At 55.7% G+C, this 17,555-nt stretch carries 17 protein-coding genes and 2 pseudogenes; 5 read left to right on the top strand and 14 right to left on the bottom strand.

The features are described from left to right. The first annotated feature begins 7 nt into the window (after positions 1-7). On the top strand, positions 8-607 hold the full coding sequence (locus EF096_RS11295; RefSeq protein ID WP_123889741.1) for a GGDEF domain-containing protein: 600 nt from the start codon (positions 8-10) through the stop codon (positions 605-607). Here EF096_RS11295 and EF096_RS11300 read toward each other — a convergent pair whose 3' ends face one another. From EF096_RS11300 to EF096_RS11320, 5 genes are all read right to left on the bottom strand, one after another. Next, on the bottom strand, positions 608-1,294 hold the full coding sequence (locus EF096_RS11300) for a VIT1/CCC1 transporter family protein (protein WP_123889742.1): 687 nt from the start codon (positions 1,292-1,294) through the stop codon (positions 608-610). 136 nt (positions 1,295-1,430) lie between these two features. Next, positions 1,431-1,814, bottom strand: coding sequence for a carboxymuconolactone decarboxylase family protein (locus tag EF096_RS11305; protein WP_218565765.1), 384 nt, complete (start codon positions 1,812-1,814; stop codon positions 1,431-1,433). Positions 1,815-1,869: 55 nt separating this feature from the next. Beyond that, a complete protein-coding gene (locus tag EF096_RS11310) occupies positions 1,870-2,226 on the bottom strand; it encodes a MerR family transcriptional regulator (protein ID WP_123889744.1) in 357 nt (118 codons plus the stop codon). Positions 2,227-2,243: 17 nt separating this feature from the next. After that, on the bottom strand, positions 2,244-3,017 hold the full coding sequence (gene map / locus EF096_RS11315) for a type I methionyl aminopeptidase (RefSeq protein ID WP_123889745.1): 774 nt from the start codon (positions 3,015-3,017) through the stop codon (positions 2,244-2,246). Beyond that, on the bottom strand, positions 3,010-3,216 hold the full coding sequence (locus tag EF096_RS11320; RefSeq protein WP_123889746.1) for a ParD-like family protein: 207 nt from the start codon (positions 3,214-3,216) through the stop codon (positions 3,010-3,012). Before EF096_RS11320 ends, map begins: the two co-directional genes overlap by 8 nt. A 199-nt stretch (positions 3,217-3,415) precedes the next feature. On the opposite strand from EF096_RS11320, the gene rarD reads away from it, so the two are divergent. Continuing rightward, a complete protein-coding gene (gene rarD / locus EF096_RS11325; protein WP_123889747.1) occupies positions 3,416-4,321 on the top strand; it encodes an EamA family transporter RarD in 906 nt (301 codons plus the stop codon). Positions 4,322-4,403: 82 nt separating this feature from the next. Here the strand turns inward: rarD and EF096_RS11330 are convergent, their stop codons facing one another. The 3 genes from EF096_RS11330 to EF096_RS11340 all read right to left on the bottom strand — a co-directional run bounded on the left by EF096_RS11330 (position 4,404) and on the right by EF096_RS11340 (position 7,129). Beyond that, positions 4,404-5,774, bottom strand: coding sequence for an ATP-binding protein (locus EF096_RS11330; RefSeq protein WP_123889748.1), 1,371 nt, complete (start codon positions 5,772-5,774; stop codon positions 4,404-4,406). Then, on the bottom strand, positions 5,771-6,448 hold the full coding sequence (locus EF096_RS11335) for a response regulator (RefSeq protein WP_123889749.1): 678 nt from the start codon (positions 6,446-6,448) through the stop codon (positions 5,771-5,773). Before EF096_RS11335 ends, EF096_RS11330 begins: the two co-directional genes overlap by 4 nt. 72 nt (positions 6,449-6,520) lie before the next feature. Beyond that, positions 6,521-7,129 carry a hypothetical protein gene (locus EF096_RS11340; RefSeq protein ID WP_123889750.1) on the bottom strand — a complete coding sequence of 203 codons (609 nt, stop codon included), beginning with the start codon at positions 7,127-7,129 and terminating at the stop codon, positions 6,521-6,523. Positions 7,130-7,430: 301 nt separating this feature from the next. Here EF096_RS11340 and EF096_RS20985 point away from each other — a divergent pair. Continuing rightward, positions 7,431-7,937: pseudogene (locus EF096_RS20985) on the top strand (MCP four helix bundle domain-containing protein); the annotation flags it as partial. A 426-nt stretch (positions 7,938-8,363) separates the two neighbouring features. Then, on the top strand, positions 8,364-9,071 hold the full coding sequence (locus tag EF096_RS20990) for a methyl-accepting chemotaxis protein (RefSeq protein WP_408003381.1): 708 nt from the start codon (positions 8,364-8,366) through the stop codon (positions 9,069-9,071). A gap of 151 nt (positions 9,072-9,222) precedes the next feature. Here EF096_RS20990 and blaOXA read toward each other — a convergent pair. The 6 genes and pseudogenes from blaOXA to EF096_RS11375 form a co-directional block, all read right to left on the bottom strand. Continuing rightward, positions 9,223-9,975: pseudogene (gene blaOXA / locus EF096_RS11350) on the bottom strand (class D beta-lactamase); the annotation flags it as partial. A gap of 124 nt (positions 9,976-10,099) precedes the next feature. After that, the gene (locus EF096_RS11355; protein ID WP_123889753.1) at positions 10,100-10,588 is read right to left on the bottom strand and encodes a GFA family protein; all 489 of its coding nucleotides are present in this window, start codon (positions 10,586-10,588) and stop codon (positions 10,100-10,102) included. 309 nt (positions 10,589-10,897) lie between these two features. Next, a complete protein-coding gene (locus EF096_RS11360) occupies positions 10,898-11,425 on the bottom strand; it encodes a hypothetical protein (protein ID WP_123889754.1) in 528 nt (175 codons plus the stop codon). Between the two features lie 297 nt (positions 11,426-11,722). After that, positions 11,723-12,925, bottom strand: a complete 1,203-nt coding sequence (locus EF096_RS11365; protein WP_123889755.1) for a serine hydrolase domain-containing protein — start codon at positions 12,923-12,925, stop codon at positions 11,723-11,725. A 258-nt stretch (positions 12,926-13,183) separates the two neighbouring features. Further along, positions 13,184-14,089 carry a YihY/virulence factor BrkB family protein gene (locus EF096_RS11370; RefSeq protein ID WP_123889756.1) on the bottom strand — a complete coding sequence of 302 codons (906 nt, stop codon included), beginning with the start codon at positions 14,087-14,089 and terminating at the stop codon, positions 13,184-13,186. A 196-nt stretch (positions 14,090-14,285) separates the two neighbouring features. After that, positions 14,286-15,167 (bottom strand): mechanosensitive ion channel family protein, encoded by an 882-nt coding sequence (locus tag EF096_RS11375; RefSeq protein ID WP_123889757.1) that lies wholly within the window; start codon positions 15,165-15,167, stop codon positions 14,286-14,288. 518 nt (positions 15,168-15,685) lie between these two features. On the opposite strand from EF096_RS11375, the gene EF096_RS11380 reads away from it, so the two are divergent. Further along, positions 15,686-16,813: a zinc-binding dehydrogenase gene (locus tag EF096_RS11380; RefSeq protein WP_123889758.1), complete on the top strand. Its 1,128-nt coding sequence runs from the start codon at positions 15,686-15,688 to the stop codon at positions 16,811-16,813. Positions 16,814-17,555 lie beyond the last annotated feature (742 nt).

The raw sequence follows: 17,555 nt of genomic DNA on the forward strand, positions 1-17,555 counted from the left end.
CGCCCATCTGGAGCAGCGCGTTGCTGAGCGCACGCAAGAGCTTGAGCATGCCAATCTCAAGCTTGAAGCAACTGCCCATACCGATTCACTCACTGGTCTGAATAATCGCGGCCATTACTTTGAACTGGGTGAGACTGCCTTGAAAAAAGCGGTGCGGTCGAACAGCCCATTAGCGGTGATCATGTTTGATGCCGACCACTTCAAGACAGTCAATGACACCTATGGTCATGCCGCCGGTGACCGTGCTCTGGTGCATCTGGCACAGATGGCACTGCAGGCACTCCGGGATACCGATATTCTGGCGCGGGTGGGTGGTGAGGAATTTGCGGTAGTGCTGGAAAACACCACTGAACAGTCGGCCGCCGAAGTTGCCGAGCGTTTGCGCGCCAGCATCGCAGCGACTCCGCTGATACTGGACACCGAGGAGCTGGTGCTAACGGTCAGCGTTGGGTTGGCCTGTCTTAAACCAGACAGAGCGACCAGTCTCGATGCCTTACTGGGGCTGGCGGATAAAGCGCTTTATGCCGCCAAGGCTGGCGGGCGCAATCGCGTGTGTTGTTATTCTGCGCTTCAAGCTGACGCTAACCAGCCCACACCACCCGGATGATCAAACTGCCACGCCGAACAGCGCACCGACACCTGCGGTTAGCGCCATCGCCAAGGCACCCCAGAAGGTAACGCGGCTGGCAGCAGTGATGACCGGAGCGCCGCCTGCCTTAGCGGATACCGCCCCCAGCAGTGCTAAAAACAACAGTGAACTACCTGATACTGCCCACATGAGTGTCGCCGCTGGAAAGATAAGAACCATCAGTAACGGAAGCGCTGCTCCGACAGTAAAGGTTGCCGCGGAAGCAAAAGCAGCCTGTATGGGGCGTGCGGAGACCGACTCGGTGATGCCCAGCTCATCACGTGCATGAGCGCCCAATGCGTCATGCTGCATCAGCTCGGTCGCTACCTGGGAGGCGAGGGCAGGTCCTAGGCCACGCTTGACGTAAATAGCCGTCAGCTCCGCTTGCTCGAACGCGGGATTGGTCGTCAGCTCTTCTGTTTCGCGTGCCAGGTCAGCACGTTCGGTATCGGCCTGGGAACTGACGGAAACGTATTCGCCCGCCGCCATCGACATTGCCCCGGCAACTAGCCCCGCCACGCCAGCTACCAGAATGCTGCGTGAGTCTGCCCCGGCAGCCGCAACACCCAGCACCAGGCTCGCGGTAGATACGATGCCGTCATTGGCGCCTAGTACCGCTGCGCGAAGCCAGCCGATACGGTGTGTTTTGTGTCCCTCTGCATGCATGGTTTAACGCTCTAGGTGAAGGAGGATAATGACTCTCTTCAGTCTAGCCGTTTTTGCTCTCCAAGGTCTGTTCGCTAGCCGTCCAAGCAAGAGCACTTTGCCGGAAAAGGGTAGCGCTGACGGATATCGCCGGCACTCAAAGCAAGCCACGCTCAATCAGCACTTCTTTCACTACAAACATGCCGTTTAATGCAGCGGGAAACCCGGCATACACCGCCATTTGTAATACGGTTTCTTTTACTTCGTCCGGGGTGCATCCCACATTCAACGCGGCGTTTACGTGGACTTTTAACTGCGGCGCGCAATGGCCCATGGCAGTGAGGGCCGCGACGGTGGCGATCTCGCGCGATTTTAAATCCAGCCCGGTACGTGAGTAGATATCGCCGAAGGGGAACTCGATAGTGTATTTGGCCAGATCCGGGCAGACATCCTTCAGGCTTTCAATTACCTGGTGCCCCGCCTCGCCATCTATCTCAGTCAGTTTTTCCAGGCCTGTCTGGTATCTCGTTTTACTCATGATTTTGCTCCACTAGGGTATGTGTGGAGCCAGCATGCATCTTGGAGTTAACTCTAGGTCAAGCAGGTTTGAGTGATTGGTAGTGTTGGATCTTTGCTTCCAGAGCGACCAAGTGCAGCTGTTCATTCTCGATTCGTGCTCTCAGCGCATCGCGGTGCTGCTCCAGCATCTTTTGCCGCGATGCCAGGGTAGTGCTGCCGAGTGCGCGCAGCCTGGAGTAGGTGAGAATGTCGTCCAGCGACATGCCGGTATCCTTGAGCCGCACAATAAAGCGGACCCACTCCAGATCCTGGGTAGTGAACGCGCGATGGCCACTGGCGTTACGCTGAATGCCCGGCAGCAGCCCCAGCTTTTCGTAATACCGGATGGTATGGGCTGATAGCCCGGTCTGGGCGGAAAACGTGCGCATATTCATTGGCTCAGTCCTTGTGGCTAGGCACCTTCCTCGGCGCGCAGTGTGAGTACCTCAAAACCGTCTGCGGTGACGGCAATGGTGTGCTCCCACTGCGCCGATAGCTTCTTGTCTGCGGTGACTACCGTCCAGCCATCCTTTTTCTGCTTAACCTTGGCTTTGCCCTGATTGATCATCGGCTCGATGGTGAAGGTCATGCCTTCTTGCAGAACGAGTCCCTTGCCCGGCTGACCAAAATGCATCACCTGAGGTTCTTCATGCATTTCACGGCCGATACCGTGTCCGCAGAAATCACGTACCACGGAGTAACCGTGTTTATGGGCGTGGTGCGCTATGGCATAGCCCACATCACCCAGTGTCGCGCCGGGTTTGACCACCTCGATCCCTTTCCACATGGCCTCGTAGGTTTTATCGACCAGGCGCTTCGCCAGCGGTGTCACATCGCCTATCAGGTACATTTTGCTGGAGTCGGCAATAAAACCGCCTTTTTCCAGGGTAATGTCCACGTTGATGATGTCGCCTTCTTGCAATGTTTGATCGTCGGCAGGTACGCCGTGACACACCACCTGGTTGAGGGAGGTGTTCAGGCTATAGGGAAATCCGTACTGGCCTTTGCTGGCTGGGCGCGCGTCAAGCTCATCGACAATGTAGCGTTCAACCAGGTCATTTATGTCCATGGTAGACATGCCCGTTTTCACCTGGCCATCCAGGTAAGCGAAAACAGAGGCCAGCAGCCGACCTGACTCACGCATCAGCTCCAGTTCTTTCGCGCTCTTTAGTTTGACCTCAGACATTGACGATCTTTCTTATACCGATATCCGCCTGCTGCATTTGCTCGCGGATGATCTGAGAAAACGACATGTCCGGATTGGCCTCGGCCAGCATGCCGATTTTTATCCAATACTCAGCTTGTGCATTGATCGAGCGGACCATCACCGAGCTGGCCTTGCGAATGTCTTCGTGCAGGTCTTCACTTATTTTAACAATACCCATAATGGTCCTTGCTATACGATATATATATGTAACGTATACGAATCATATTTTCATCAATGCGCCGTTGCAAGCGCTTACAATCGGCGAACCAGTATCGACCAACCTGGTCGGTTGGGTTTTAAGTCAGGAATCGTTGGCAGTTGCTACAGCGCCTGTAGAATCGGCGGCACTTCATACCTTTACCAGGAACGCGTTTTAAATGGCTATCAAACTGGACGAGAACAGCCAGGGCATTGCTTATGGCGTCAGCGCATACATGTTGTGGGGCTGTTTTCCGCTGTTCTTTGCCTTGTTTGATGGGGTGCCTGCCTACGAGATACTGGTACACCGTATTATCTGGTCTTGCGTGTTTCTGACGCTGCTAATCACGCTGATGCGTCGCTGGGCTCCGGTGGTTAACGCCTTGGCCCATCCCGGGCGGTTGGGGCGGGTCGCTGGCTGTGCGGTATTGATTGCGCTCAACTGGGGTGTCTACATCTACTCGGTAGAAACGCACCACGTACTGCAAGCCAGCCTGGGCTATTTTCTAACACCGCTGATCAATGTAGCCCTGGGGATGCTGATTCTGCGCGAGCGCATGGCGCGCCTGCAGGGTGTGGCAGTAGCGCTGGCGGTTGTGGGCATACTGGTGCAACTGGTGCTGCTCGGTACTATTCCCTGGATTGCCGTGATACTGGCGCTCAGCTTTGGCACCTATGGTCTATTGCGTAAACAGGTCCTGCTGGACGGGTTGTCCGGGTTGTTTGTCGAGACGCTTTTGCTGTTGCCGCTGGCATTGCTGGCGCTGGCAGCAATGGCGCAGCTGGAGCTGTCTCACTTTACTCAGGATGCGCGCACCCTGATGCTGCTACTCGCCAGTGGCGTGTTTACCGCGGTTCCGCTACTGGCATTCGCCGGTGCAGCGCGGCGCTTGCGCCTGGCGACGCTGGGCTTTCTTATGTATATCAACCCAAGCATGCAGTTTTTGATAGCGGTGTTTGCTTTCAAAGAGGCTATCAGCTCGGTGCAACTGGCCAGCTTTGCGCTTATCTGGCTGGCGCTGTTGCTTTACTCCTGGTCAGCCTGGCGAGGCATGCAAAGTGCGAGGAAGCAGCAGCGCGTTTGAGGGACTGGGCTCGAGTGGATGGGCTTGAAGTAGTGGGTTTGAAGTCGAGAGCAAGGTGAGCTTTTAACCTGCTTGCCCGCGGCTAAATACGGATTCTAAATGCAGCTCCGCCCAGCTCAGACTCCTCAACAAACAACTCGCCTTCATAGCTTTCGAGGATGTCCTTGACCACGGCGGTGCCAATACCCTGGCCCGGATGCTGGGCGTCCAGGCGTTCGCCTCGGCGCAAAATGCGCTCGCGTTGATCGACCGGCACGCCGGGACCGTCGTCTTCTACACAGAGCTCACAGATACCCTGAGCAATGCTGGCGCGAATCCTCACCTGGCCCAAGCAAAGGCGATACGCGTTCTCCAGCAGGTTGCCCAGCAGTTCAAGCAGGGCAGCACGCTCCATGGGGATTTCCAGCCAAGGATCGAATTGCCGTTGCACGGTTACCTGCTTGTCTCGGTAGACCTTGTCCAGCGCATCGCAGAGGTTGTTTACCACTTGCTGCAAGGGCACTCGATGCCTGATCAGGCCGCTCTTGCGCAAGCTGGCGCGTTGCAGCTGATAGCCGATTTGCTGGCTCATGCGCTCTATCTGGCCCTGTAGTATTCGTGTCTGTTCACGGTTCTCTGGTTTGGCGGCGATGACCTCGCTGACCCCTTGCAGCACGGACAAAGGTGTCTTGAGACTGTGCGCCAGATCATCCAGGGAATGGCGATAGCGCTCGCGCTGCTGACGTTCACTGTCGAGTAGCCGGTTCAGCGAGCCGGTCAGGCGTAGCAGCTCGCTAGGATGCTTGTCGCTGAGGCGCTCGCGGTTGCCGCTCTCGACTTCATCCAGTTCTTTGCGCAGCCCGCGCAAACTACGAAAGCCCCAGGTCAAACCGAACCATAGCAAGCCAAGCAATAGCAGCAGAGCAAGCCCCAGCCACAGGTAGAGCTGCGTGGTGAAGCCGCGATACAGCGCCTTGGTGTCGCTGGCCGGTTGCAAGGTGACAATGCTGAATGCGGCACTTTCGCCGCGCAGCAGATCTACCTCCACGTCGTACAGATAGAAATCCTTGCCTTTGCTGTCGTAGATACGCAGCAGCCGGTTACCGCCGCCGTCGTATTGCGGCAGGTAGTCAAAAGCAATGCCCCGCGACGAGCGCGATTGCCAGAGCAGATTGCCCTCGCGGTCGTAGATGAAGCCGAGCAGCTTGGCATCGGGAATATCAAACTCTTCATCGGGCAGTTTGCTGGGCATGGTCAGCTTGCCGTCGTCGGTGCGGGCAGCAGAAATCAGGGCGCCCGCATCCGCTGCCAGTCGTTGCTCCACCGTCTGCTCAAGAGCGATCAGAAAGGCACTACGCAACAGCGGCAGCAGAGCGGTCATAAACAACACCGCCAGCACCGCACTGCCAAACATCAGACGCAGGCGCAGGGACGAACCCCAGCGCGCTTTTACACGCCTGAAGCGCAGTGTCATCGGCAGCGCTCGGTAAACAAATAACCCTGACCGCGCACAGTCTCTATGGGCTTGAAGCCGTTGGCGCTTTCCAGCTTACGGCGCAGGCGGCCGACCAATACTTCGATCACATTGGGGTCGCGTTCTTCGTCATCAGGGTAGAGCTGCTCGATCAATCGCTCCTTGGGTACTACTTGTTGCTGGTGACGCATAAGGTACTCAAGAATGCGGTATTCATAAGCGGTTAGATTCATGCCGGCGCCATCAATCTGCGCTTGTTTGCGGTTCAGGTCCAGTAGCAGTGGGCCGGCTGCTATAGTCGATTGAATAAAGCCTGACGAGCGGCGCAACAGCGCATTAAGGCGGGCTTCCAGCTCTTCGAACTGAAAGGGCTTAACCACGTAATCGTCGGCACCCGAGGCCAGGCCCTCGACTTTGTCTTGCCAGTTGCCGCGCGCGGTCAGAATCAGAATAGGGAAGGTCTTGTCCTGGCTGCGTAGCTGCCGGATGAGATCCAGACCGCTGATATCGGGCAGACCGAGGTCGATAATCGCCAGATCATGATGGTACTCATCGACGCGATAGAGCGCCTCTTCGGCGTTGGCCACTGCGTCCACCACGTGGCCCTGTTCGCCGAGTCGGGTATAGAGATGGTGACGTAGCAGCGCCTCATCCTCCACGACCAGCAATTTCATGGTTGCATACCCTCTTTATCATGAACACAACCGAGCCACCCCGTGGGGTGGCTCGGCATAGCAACAGTAACCTCAGAACGCGTAGTTGGCACCCAGGTACCATTCGCCGCTGCTGTGCAGGTCAACCGAGCCGATTTTGCCCTGGCCGTGAGGGGCGAACTCGGTGCTGGCATTAGTGCGCAGATAACGATAACCGCCTTCCAGCGAGGTCGTTTGGCTGACTTCCTGTATCAGGCCTGCCTGCAGGCCGGCAGCATAACCTATATCGCTGTCACGGGAGACGCCAGGGCTGTTCTGCTCCAGCTTGACCAGACCCAAGGTGCCGCCACCAAACACCTTGGTGCCATTTTCATTCAGCGAGTAAATGGCATCGTAGCTGCCGAGCAGGTTCTGCTGGCGCAGCTTATAACCGTTGTTGCTGCCCGACATGTACTCGTAGGTCGCATAGTAACGGCCGGTCTCGTTCTGTCGACCGGCGCGCACGCCCCAGGTGTTCTCTTTATTGATGACCTTGTCGAATTTCGGATTGTCCAGGTTGGCGTTCAACTCCGATGACTTTTGAATGTTATCGCTGGTTTGGCCCCAGGTCAGGCCAGCAAAGTTTTCGTCGGCATGCGCAGCGGTTGCGATGCCGAACACCAGGGGAGTTGCCAGAATCAGCTTGGAAATAGTCGATTTCATGAATGCCTCTCGAAACACAGTGGATGTATCAAAGCTCGAGAGTCATATTGCATGGCGTCTGCTGAACATAGGCTGAATGCTTGCTGAACAGCAGCTGAACAGAGCGCTATTTCACCGTTGAATCAGAGGTATAGCGTGAATATGGCTAGGTGCCACTATAGGTAATGCCTATGGCCGTTCATGGCAGTTTCAATTGGGTCTTTATCAGGTTTACACATAAGGTACTTACCAGCCCGGTTTGCCTCCTGGTTCGGAGCCTTCCGCCGGTCATCACTGCCATCATTCCAGCCGAGCACCCTAGATGAAAAAGAATCTCTCACTCGCGGCCCGCATAGGTCTTGGCTTTGCCGCAATCGTATCATTGCTTATCTTGATCACCGCCATCGGTATTCAGCGCGTATGGTTCATTGACGCGACCCTGGAAGAAGTCAGCGAGAACGCGGCCAAGGTGCAGCGCTACGCAATCGACTTCCGTGGCAGTGTGCACAACCGGGCTATCGCCATTCGTGACGCCGTCCTGGTAAGCAATAACCGTGACATGAATGCGCACTTGGCAGAGGTTACCCGCCTTGAACGGGATTACAGTAAGGCGGCGGCGCTGATGGACAAGCTATACCAAAGCCCTAACGTCAGCGCGCAGGAGTTGACCTTGCTGCGCTCAATTCAGGCGATAGAAACCCAAGCACTACGCTCCACAAAGGCGCTGATTGAACTGCGTCAGTCCGGCAATATTGCAGACGCGCAGGCGCTGCTGCTCAAAGAGACATCTGGCTATTACACCGAGTGGTTAAAGCGCGTTAACGCCTTGATTGACTACGAAGGGGAGTCCATGGAGGTGGAGCTGGCCCTCGTTAAGTCCACTGCCAGTGGCTTTGTCAGTGTCATGCTGGTGGCCACGGCTATCGCGCTGCTGCTCAGTATCATTCTTTCTACCGTGATTATTCGCTTCGTTAAATCAACCCTTGGCGCTGATCCTACCGAAGTGGCAACGGCGATACGTCGCCTTGCAGCAGGAGACCTGCAGCAGAGCATAACCACCGACTACCCCAACAGCGTAATGGATGTGCTCAAGACAGCCCTCGACCGCTTGGCCGAAACGGTGACCCAGGTTCGCAGCGCAGCGCACGAGGTCAATCAGTCTTCAACACAGCTGTTGACCACCTCGTCCATGAACAAAGAGCAAATAAGCCTGCAAACCCGTGAGGCCCAGCAGGTCGCAGCGGCCATTTCACAGATGGCGGCAACGGTCAATGAGGTGTCTGGCTACGCCGCCAACGCCGCAGACGCAAGCCGACTGGCTGACGCAGAAGTAGAAAGCGCCAACCAGGTGGTTGCCGACACCACAAAGGCCATCGAGCAGCTTGCGGCAGCCATTGCAGAAACCACGGTAAACGTTGAGCAAATGTCGACAGACAGCGAGAAGATCGAAAGCGTTATTGAGGTAATTAACCCAATCGCATCGCAAACCAATTTGCTGGCATTGAATGCCGCGATAGAGGCGGCCAGGGCTGGGGAGCACGGTCGCGGATTTGCTGTGGTAGCCGATGAAGTTCGCTCTTTGGCAAACCGGACACAGCAATCCACGCAGACTATCCGTGACATGATCAGCGCGTTGCAGACCGGAACCGAAGCCTCTGCCCGGACCATGCGCAACAGCTGCGAGCTGGCCAACAGCACCGTGATAGCCACGCGCAATGCCCAAGGCATCCTGAGCAAGATCAGTGAAGAGGTGGGTGCAATAAACTCAATGAACGCGCAAATCGCCAGTGCAGCGCTGCAGCAGAGCACGGTCACTGAGGAGGTTGCGCAAAATATCAACCGCATTCATAGCTCTACCGTGGAGTCGGCAGCTGGCTCTGAGCAGGTGGATACGTCAAGCCAGGAGCTGTCGCGCCTGGCCGATGGGCTGACGCAAAAAATGGCCTTTTTCAAGGTTGCCTGAGCCGGTCTTGCCCTGCGTGCCGCAGGTGAGGTTTTCAGCCTTTTGGCGCAGCTCAGCTCGAAGCGACTTGAAGTCAGGTCACTGAAGCAGGGTCGCGTCTTAGTGCTGCTAGAGCAGGGCCGGAAGGTGAATGACGATGCCAGGATTCTCTTTAAGGCTGCTGCGGACTTGGTGTCGGCAGCGCCTGAATGTTGCGCAGAATAGCGCGGGTAATATCTTCACGTTTGTGCAGGTCGTCCATCCGGTTGGGTGTATCGATGTTCAGCGCAAAAAACACCGGGCCTTCGGGCCACTCAACCCAGCCAACCCACCAACCGTAACGGCCTTCCCAGCCGGTTTTGGCGCGCAGAATCCAGTTGCGCTGCGCCTCGACGATCATCAGATCTTTCACCAGCCGTTGATGCTCTATCTTGAAGGGTAACTTGTTGCGATACAGCTGTTGCAGAAAGCGGATCTGCTCCTGCGCCGAGATCGCCAGCTTACCGTCAATCCAGTAATCGCCCTGGGTAACCGAGGGATCGGCGTTGCCATAATCCAGCAGCTGCAGGTAGGCGCGTGCCCTGGGCTCACCAATGTTGCTGGCAAAGCCGCGATACACCCACACGGTTGAGTTGCGCATGGCGGTGCGCAGGGTCTGGTCCTGGTTGTGACCTGCGTAGCTGTGTTCAACACCGTCCCAGGGGAATACCTCAAACTCGTCGCGCACTGCTCCGGCGTCCAGCGCCATGAGCGTGTGGGGAATTTTGAAGGTAGAGGCAGGGGAGAAGCGCTGCGCTGCGCGCTCCGGGTTATGTACCCAGGCAGGTTGGTTGGGTGCGCGCTCATCTAACACCACGATGGTGCCCACGGCATTTTGCGCGGCAAATTCAGTTGCCCAGTCAGAACGCTCTTGGTTGGAGGCCTGCAGGGGCAGAGCAAGGATATACAGCAGGCATAGTAGTAGTTTTGGCATGGTTATCAGGGTCAATCGAGTTTGGCCAGGCGCCCAAGTCGGGCACGAATACGCGGCTACTTTAAAGTGTATAGGCTTAGCTACCAAGCCCCAGCCGGGTATGCCACTCGGCCAGCGACTCCTGCGGGTACTGATCACATAGTTTGTCATTTGCCCCGGCCTGCACCTCAACCCACGGCGCTTTGGAGCCGAGCATCAGGTGCGTGCGCTCGGGTGGTACCGGCAAGGGTGTATCGATAGCGGACGCGAGCGGATGTACCAGTTCTGGCCAGTTCGGGTCCCACAGCCATAAGGCACTGCCACACTCGCGGCAAAAATGGCGCTGGGCCGAGCTTTGCCGCCGCTCGCCGGTGTCGTCATCGGTCATCATCGCCTGATACACCTTCACATGCTCCAGCCCCTCTACCTTCAGCGTCTGATAGTCGCCGCCCAGGTTGATTGCATAACCGCCACCGCCCGCCGTCTTGCGGCAGATAGAGCAGTAACAGAGATTAAACGGGTAGGGCTGCGCCGATTCCAGTGAGAAATGAACACTGCCACAGTGGCAAGAGCCTTTGAGGTGCATGGGATTACCTCGTATTGGTTGCTAGGGTCGCGCACGAGCGAGTCCACTAGCGAGTGGTTTGTAGAAGCGCTCAGGGTAGCAGTCGACAGGATGTGATACACGGAGCATTGTGTGCTGCGGGCTGAAGACGACCAAGCAATAACTATCACATTGGGCGACCGAGATTCCAGCTAGCCGCTGTCCCAAGCAGTCCTCCAGTAAGCGATGTGTTAAAACACCTGCCCGCGAGAAGAGCGATCAGATTTTCTTGCAGGGCAGATTAGCAGCGCTAGCTGGTCTGGGATGCAGGCGCTGCTTCCATGCGGCTGGTCAGTCTTGCCTGGTGAATGTTACGCCCATGATTCTGATTTCTTTTACTGACTCTGCCGGTATGGCAAATTGAAATGCTTGTTTTCTGCCCGTTCGGCTCGGAATCGTAACCTGCAATGGGTTTGCGCCTATAGTCACGTTTGTCGCGTAACCGTCCATGTCAATCGCGATGACATTCTCTGACTCCAGCAGATTGATCAATCTGACCGGTTTGTCGCTGTTGTTTTTGAACCCTACTTCAATAGATGAAGCGCCGTCGCTAACGGCATTGACATTTAAGACGGTGCCCTCGATGTGGGCACGCAAGTCGTCAGCGTTATCAATAATGATGGCTTCGTCTTGACTGAGCCCGGTTTTGCGCCCCTCGTCTATACCATCGTCCACTCCACCAATTAGGTCTTTACCGAACCTGACCATGCCCGATACGACTGATTTTGAAGCCTCGGTTACGGAGCTTTCTTCTGAGCTTTGGGCGTAAGAAACGGAGCTGAGTGTCGTGAGTGCTGCGGCGAATAGTATTTTTTTCATTGGCAATCTTATGTGAAGAGTTCTTTCGGGAGGGAAGGCAACCAATGCCTACGCCAGGGCGCATTGCGCGCTGACACCGAATGAGTTCTATTGAAGTTAAACTGTCCGTGTTCCAGCAACCTATATATCCCTATTGTGGCAGTCGTATCGCTCGGGAAAAAATCAGTGCGCGAGCGTCAGTACTGCCTGGTGAATGGGTAGTTTGCTGCTTGTTGAATGGTGCTATAGGGCGTTCGCGCTGCCAACCTGATCTTCCGGAAAATGCTACTCAGTCCACAGCGCGCGCTTCTCACATCGCTATTCGGGCTGTTTTTCCCGGTCGATGGCCGCTTGCACTTGGCGGTAAAAGGCCAGGCGTTGTTTAGCCTGGTCGCCGCCTTGACGGTCTGTCGCCTGCGGCCAGTTGCCATTGGATGCAATTACCAGTTGCCGCGCGGGATCGATAAAGATGCCCTGGCCGAAAATCCCTTGGGCGATGTAGGCACCATCATCCAGTGTCCACCACTGATAGCCGTAGCCGTGTCCGGGCACACCGATATCCGCCTGTTTGGTAGTTGCCTCGGCAATCCAGCCCTCAGGCAATACGGACTCACCACGGGCGATACCGCCACCCATCATGAACAGACCAAAGCGGGCAAAGTCGCGGGTCGCAGCCTGCATGCAGCAGCCACCGATTTCATGCCCGGTGGAGCCCAGCAGCCAGGTTGCGTCCTGCTGCATGCCAAAGGGCTTCCAGACTTTCTCGGAGAGGTATTCAGACAGGGTTTTGTTCGCGGCGGAACTCGCCAGCACGCCAATCAGATTGGTCTCGCCGGTTTTATAAACCCACTTGGTACCGGGCTCTGCTTCAGACTTTAGTTGGCGCATATAACTCACGGTCACATCCACGCCCGGCTCGGCCTTGTGCGAGTTAAACAGCGCTACGTCTGATTGCGGGTCCGCGTAGTCCTCGTTCCAGGCCACGCCGGAGGTCATGGTCAGCAGCTGCTTGATGGTAACGTTGTCGTAAGCGGAGCCCTTCAGGTCGGGGATGTAGTCCGACACCATGTCGTCGATGCTCTTGATGTAGCCATCCTTGATGGCGGCACCGACCAATGTGGAGGTAAAAGACTTGGCCACCGAGAAACTGGTCCAGCGCCCTTCAGGGCCAAAGTCCAGCCCATACTTTTCCAGCCGCACCTTGCCGTCCTGCACGATCACCAGGGCAGCGGCGCGCTGCGAATCCATATAGGCATCCACATCCAGGCCAACATCCAGCGGCGCGCCCTCAGGCAATGGGTACACATTATCGCCAGCCGCAATAACCCGCGAGTCACTCAAGGCGGGGACGCGGTCCAGCGCACGAAAGCCAGCATCGCGCTGGGCTGTAGACCAGAAAAGTACATTACCGTCAGTAGGGAAGCTCAAGACCAGCCCCCGCATATCCTTGTCGGCCGTCGCCCAGAACACGCTGCATCCTACTACCAGCAGCAATACGATCGAGATAATCCCTTTTTTCATGCTTATGCTCCTTCTTGTTTTTGTAGGGTCATAGTAGGGCAGTGAGGGGTTTTTAGGGGATGTTATCAGGCGTATAACCAGTGGTGATTTTGGGATAGTTGATAAGGGAATGCTTTCTGCCCGCTAGCCGGTAATCCGGCTTTGGAATACACCGGTCGTTTCACAGGCCCCCGACAGGTGAGCAACGACTGCTCACACATCAAAGCTAACCGGTGCGAGCACGCTGCCGGCTGGCCTTGGTGACGCCGCGATCAATACTCAGCTTAGCGGCGCGTCACCTATCAATTCCCGCTGTACCCGTACCGCCGTGCTCTTGGGACGCACGTGCTTACCGCTGCCCTCCAGATGGGCTCGCGTGAAGGCCGCGCCGAACAGCAGGATCATCGAAGAGTAATTAACCCACAGCAGCAGTAGTGCCAGGGAGCCTGCGGCGCCGTAGGCTGATGCCGTCGCGGTATAGGCTAAGTAAATGGAGATAAGGGTGCGGCCCACCATGAACAATAAAGCGGTAATGAACGCGCCCAGCAACACCTCGCGCCACGATAGCAGCACATCGGGGAGGATCTTGAACATCGCAGCGAACAACAGCGTGGTAACTAACAGCGACAGGGCCAACTCCACCCCGACCATAGTTCCCCCGGGAATAGGTAGCCAGTCTTTGGCGTAGGCCATAATGGCGCTAGAAACGACGGACAACATCAGCGACACCAGCAGAATAAAGCCGATTGCCAGGATAATAGTAAGCGACAACAACCGGCTTTTGACAAATAGCCACAGGTTGTTGCGAGTAGGGCGGGGCGCGACGCCCCAGATCTGATTCAGCGACTGCTGCATCTTTGCGAACACCGTGGTGGCACCCACGATGGTGGCAATAATCCCGATCAGCGCCGGCCAGATGCCGCTTTGGTCGATTTGCGAATTAGCCACTGCAGTTTGTATTGTCTCTGCAGCTTCTGGACCGAGCGTCCCCTCCAGCTGCGCAAAAAGCTGACCCTTAACCGCGCTCTCGCCGATAACCAGGCCGACCAGCGCAACCACCACGACCAGCACCGGCGCGATGGAAAAAACAGTGAAAAATGCCAGTGCAGCCGCATAAATAAAGGCCTGGCTATCGAGCCAGTTTTTGATCGCGGCACGGAGTATGTTGAACCAGTACATGATCATAGGGACACGTTGCTGTGAAAGCTGAAAACCATCGTCAAAACACCTTAGTCTTGAAGCCAATCTCGCGGATAGGCGGCCATTATAGGCATGGGCGGCGCGCCTAAACACCTGTCATAGAACAGAAAGCCGGTCGTCCGACGTGGTCGTCAACGCCAGCTTAAAGCGCAGCTGACATCAGACCATGGCCATTCGGGCGTTACGAGTCTGTCTGGTCTTTTCCAGCAAAGGGCACGGGGCCACTGAATGTAAGGGTTCTTTGCGGGAATGGAATTTCAATACCGGCCTCGTCCAGAGCCCGTTTAATGGCCGCGACTACCTGATCGCGCGATTCGCGAATATCGACCGGTTTACTCTGGGTCCACCATGTCACTTCAAAATCAATTGAGCTGGCGCCAAAGCCCTGAGCAAAAACCTGTACCGGCTTATCTTTATTGACCGCACCAACACCTTCTACCGCTGCACGAATAACCTCGCGGCTTTCATCTACGTCTTCGCCGTAACCAACACCGCATTGAATGGTAATGCGCCTTGATGTCTGGTCGGTCAAAATACGCAACGGATTGGAGTAGAGATAACCGTTAGGCACTATCGTCAGTACACCATCAGTGCGGCGGATATAGGTATCGCGGATGCTGATGTGCTTGATCTGTCCTTCCACGTCTTCACATTCAATATAGTCATCAATGCGCATCGGTTCGCGCATCAATAACAGCAGCCCGGCCAGCAGGTTTTCGAAGGTATCCTTGAACGCCAAGCCAATGGCGATAGACCCAATCCCCAGGCCAGCCAATAATTTGGTCGGCGTTAAGCCAGGCATCGCAATCATTGCCGCAATCAAAATACCGATGCCCCAGATGCCAATGACGATGATTTTGCGCAAGGCTTCCTGCAAAGACGGGCGCAAACCCGATCTCGTGGTCGCTTTAATGAACACTTTCACCACGATGACCTTGATCAACCAGGTAAAAAACAAAAAAGCCAGCGCGGCGATGAGTTGCGGGGCGCTTTCAATAAAGGACGTTAAAGCACTATTCAGCTGATCTTTTAGAATCGTTAGCGGGTTGATATCGAACTCCATCAGCGTTCCTTTACGTATGCGTTGTTATTATTGAGATTAACTCAGTTTTACCCAAAAAAGCGGCGCGCTCGCGGTCATGCACTTGAGTAGCTGTTGTTAGGGCACTACAAGCCATAACAGCTGGATACCTACCTTGGTTGCCAACAAGCGCAATCATGCTCCGTCATTCACAATAGCGATCAGCTGAGCGTCGGAGCAATGCCATTTTCTGTCATCAGGCTCGTTTCGGTCATCTACCAACGCATGCGCCATCAACCCCCAACGCTTGCTACCCGGCGCTAGGCTGGATTTTAGTTAGCTCTTTGGCCGTGGTTTTGCGCTAGATGACAGGCGGCTTAGACTAAGGGCAGGTGAACATTAACGCCGGATGAAAATGTGAATCTGAACTCTCGTTTTCCGCTACGATCAGACAGTTCAGCGACGCGGGTCACCCAGGCGCTTAGGGCATGCCGCTCGTTCTGCGCGCTAACAACGGTTAGCGCAGCGCCAAAGCACCTACCTTATTCAGGAGAATAAAAGTGTCAGATACCAACATCGAACTGATTTCCACCATTAGCGAAGACAACAAACTAGAACTTGCCCTGCGCGAGATCGAGATTCCCGAGCCCGGCGAAAACGACGTAATCATCCGCATCGAAGCCGCCCCGATTAACCCATCTGACCTGGGCGTGATGTTCAGTGCGGCCGATATGACCACTGCCAAGCAATCCGGTAGCGACGAGCGCCCAGTCATCAATGCCGATGTGCCGGCCAAGTTTATGGGCGCGGTTAAAAAGCGGATTGGCAAGGCAATACCTGTTGGCAACGAAGGCGCCGGTACTGTCGTCGCAGCGGGTTCATCCGCCGCTGCACAAGCCCTGATGGGCAAAACGGTCGCCTTCATCGGCGGTGGCAGCTATCGCAAATTCCTGCGTGCCAATGCGCAAAGCTGTCTGGAGCTGGAGCCAGGTACCACTGCGGAAGAGGGCGCTTCCAGCTTTGTTAATCCGCTGACGGCATTGACAATGGTAGAAACCATGCGCGCCGAAGGTCACAAGGCTATCGTGCACGCGGCCGCCGCCTCTAACCTCGGGCAAATGCTCAACCGCATCTGCATCGCCGACGGCATCGATCTGGTCAATATCGTCCGTAAGGAAGAGCAGGAAACCTTGCTGCGCGACCAGGGTGCCAAGTATGTGGTCAACTCCAGTAAAGACAGCTTTATGGCCGACCTGACCCAGGCACTGATCGACACCGGCGCGACCATCGCGTTTGATCCCATCGGTGGCGGTAAATTGGCCAGTGATATTCTCACCTGCATGGAAGCCGCCGTATCGCGCGACATCACTGAATACAGCGTGTATGGATCTACCATCTTCAAACAGGTGTATATCTATGGCGGCCTTGATCGCGGCCCCATCACGCTCAACCGCAGCTTTGGTTTTGCCTGGGGTGTGAACGGCTTTTTGTTGTTCAACGCGTTAGGCAAACTGAACAAGGACACTGTCGTCGCCATGCGCAAGCGCATCGCCGCCGAGATCAAAACCACCTTCGCCAGTAGCTACACTCACGAAGTGTCTCTGGCCGGTGCATTGAAACTGGAGTCGATGGCGGTATACGGCAAGCAAGCTACCGGAGAGAAGTTCCTGATCAAGCCGCAGAGCTAAGGTCCAAGGTTTGATTTTTGGCCGCAAGGCCATGCTGGGACGCTGGAGTCAGGTTGGCTCCAGCGTCTGCAAAAAGCGTAACGCTGCCTACTGACTCTGGCCCCAACCCTGGTTCTGAAGGCTGCGGCTTTACTGTCGTCGTATTCGTCGTTCAGCCTGTCATAGCGTGCCGCCAGACCCTGATCCTTGATCTGGATAATGGATCGGAACTGCGCAAAAAAGACTCAAACTGTTCTTTGGCATCGCTTGCGTCTTCTGAACCGACTCCACGCGATCAACCATAATACCGCGCTTGTGAACGCCCGCTCCCTCCATCGCGCATCACCCAATGATTAACGCCGAGCAACGGATGTTCATCTGACCGCAATTACTTATTCTGATAGCTGCAGCTTCCAAAGCCTTGCTTCATCTGCTTTATTGAGATTTCTATGGCGGTATCTGCAGGATCTCGATTTGGCTCCACAATACTCGCATAGCATCGATCACCGCGCAGTTCCATTTGTGCGTCATACAGACGCCCTGTCTGGGGAATAAACGATAAAATGATATCGCATAAAGATGGACCTGAGCCGACCACGAAGAGTTTTAGCCCGATGCGACGGCCGCTGGGAATAGGTAACGTTCGGTTCTCCCTATTATAAGGATTGGAGCCAGTGAATCGCCGCGGTTCAGTGCAGTCTTCTCCGTTATCAAAGTACTGGAATATGTGAATGGCTGGCGACAAGCGCAGAAGTGCTCGTGA

It is taken from the genome of Pseudomonas neustonica (assembly GCF_003797945.1).
In the GTDB taxonomy this organism is placed as follows: Bacteria; Pseudomonadota; Gammaproteobacteria; order Pseudomonadales; family Pseudomonadaceae; genus Halopseudomonas; species Halopseudomonas neustonica.

Coding starts and splice junctions, on each gene's coding strand:
- EF096_RS11300 (WP_123889742.1), bottom strand. CDS start 1,294: ATGCATGCAGAGGGACACAAAACACACCGTATCGGCTGGCTTCGCGCA.
- map (WP_123889745.1), bottom strand. CDS start 3,017: ATGTCTGAGGTCAAACTAAAGAGCGCGAAAGAACTGGAGCTGATGCGT.
- EF096_RS11320 (WP_123889746.1), bottom strand. CDS start 3,216: ATGGGTATTGTTAAAATAAGTGAAGACCTGCACGAAGACATTCGCAAG.
- EF096_RS11335 (WP_123889749.1), bottom strand. CDS start 6,448: ATGAAATTGCTGGTCGTGGAGGATGAGGCGCTGCTACGTCACCATCTC.
- EF096_RS11310 (WP_123889744.1), bottom strand. CDS start 2,226: ATGAATATGCGCACGTTTTCCGCCCAGACCGGGCTATCAGCCCATACC.
- EF096_RS11365 (WP_123889755.1), bottom strand. CDS start 12,925: ATGAAAAAAGGGATTATCTCGATCGTATTGCTGCTGGTAGTAGGATGC.
- EF096_RS11355 (WP_123889753.1), bottom strand. CDS start 10,588: ATGCACCTCAAAGGCTCTTGCCACTGTGGCAGTGTTCATTTCTCACTG.
- rarD (WP_123889747.1), top strand. CDS start 3,416: ATGGCTATCAAACTGGACGAGAACAGCCAGGGCATTGCTTATGGCGTC.
- EF096_RS20990 (WP_408003381.1), top strand. CDS start 8,364: ATGGCGGCAACGGTCAATGAGGTGTCTGGCTACGCCGCCAACGCCGCA.
- EF096_RS11370 (WP_123889756.1), bottom strand. CDS start 14,089: ATGATCATGTACTGGTTCAACATACTCCGTGCCGCGATCAAAAACTGG.
- EF096_RS11340 (WP_123889750.1), bottom strand. CDS start 7,129: ATGAAATCGACTATTTCCAAGCTGATTCTGGCAACTCCCCTGGTGTTC.
- EF096_RS11330 (WP_123889748.1), bottom strand. CDS start 5,774: ATGACACTGCGCTTCAGGCGTGTAAAAGCGCGCTGGGGTTCGTCCCTG.
- EF096_RS11360 (WP_123889754.1), bottom strand. CDS start 11,425: ATGAAAAAAATACTATTCGCCGCAGCACTCACGACACTCAGCTCCGTT.
- EF096_RS11375 (WP_123889757.1), bottom strand. CDS start 15,167: ATGGAGTTCGATATCAACCCGCTAACGATTCTAAAAGATCAGCTGAAT.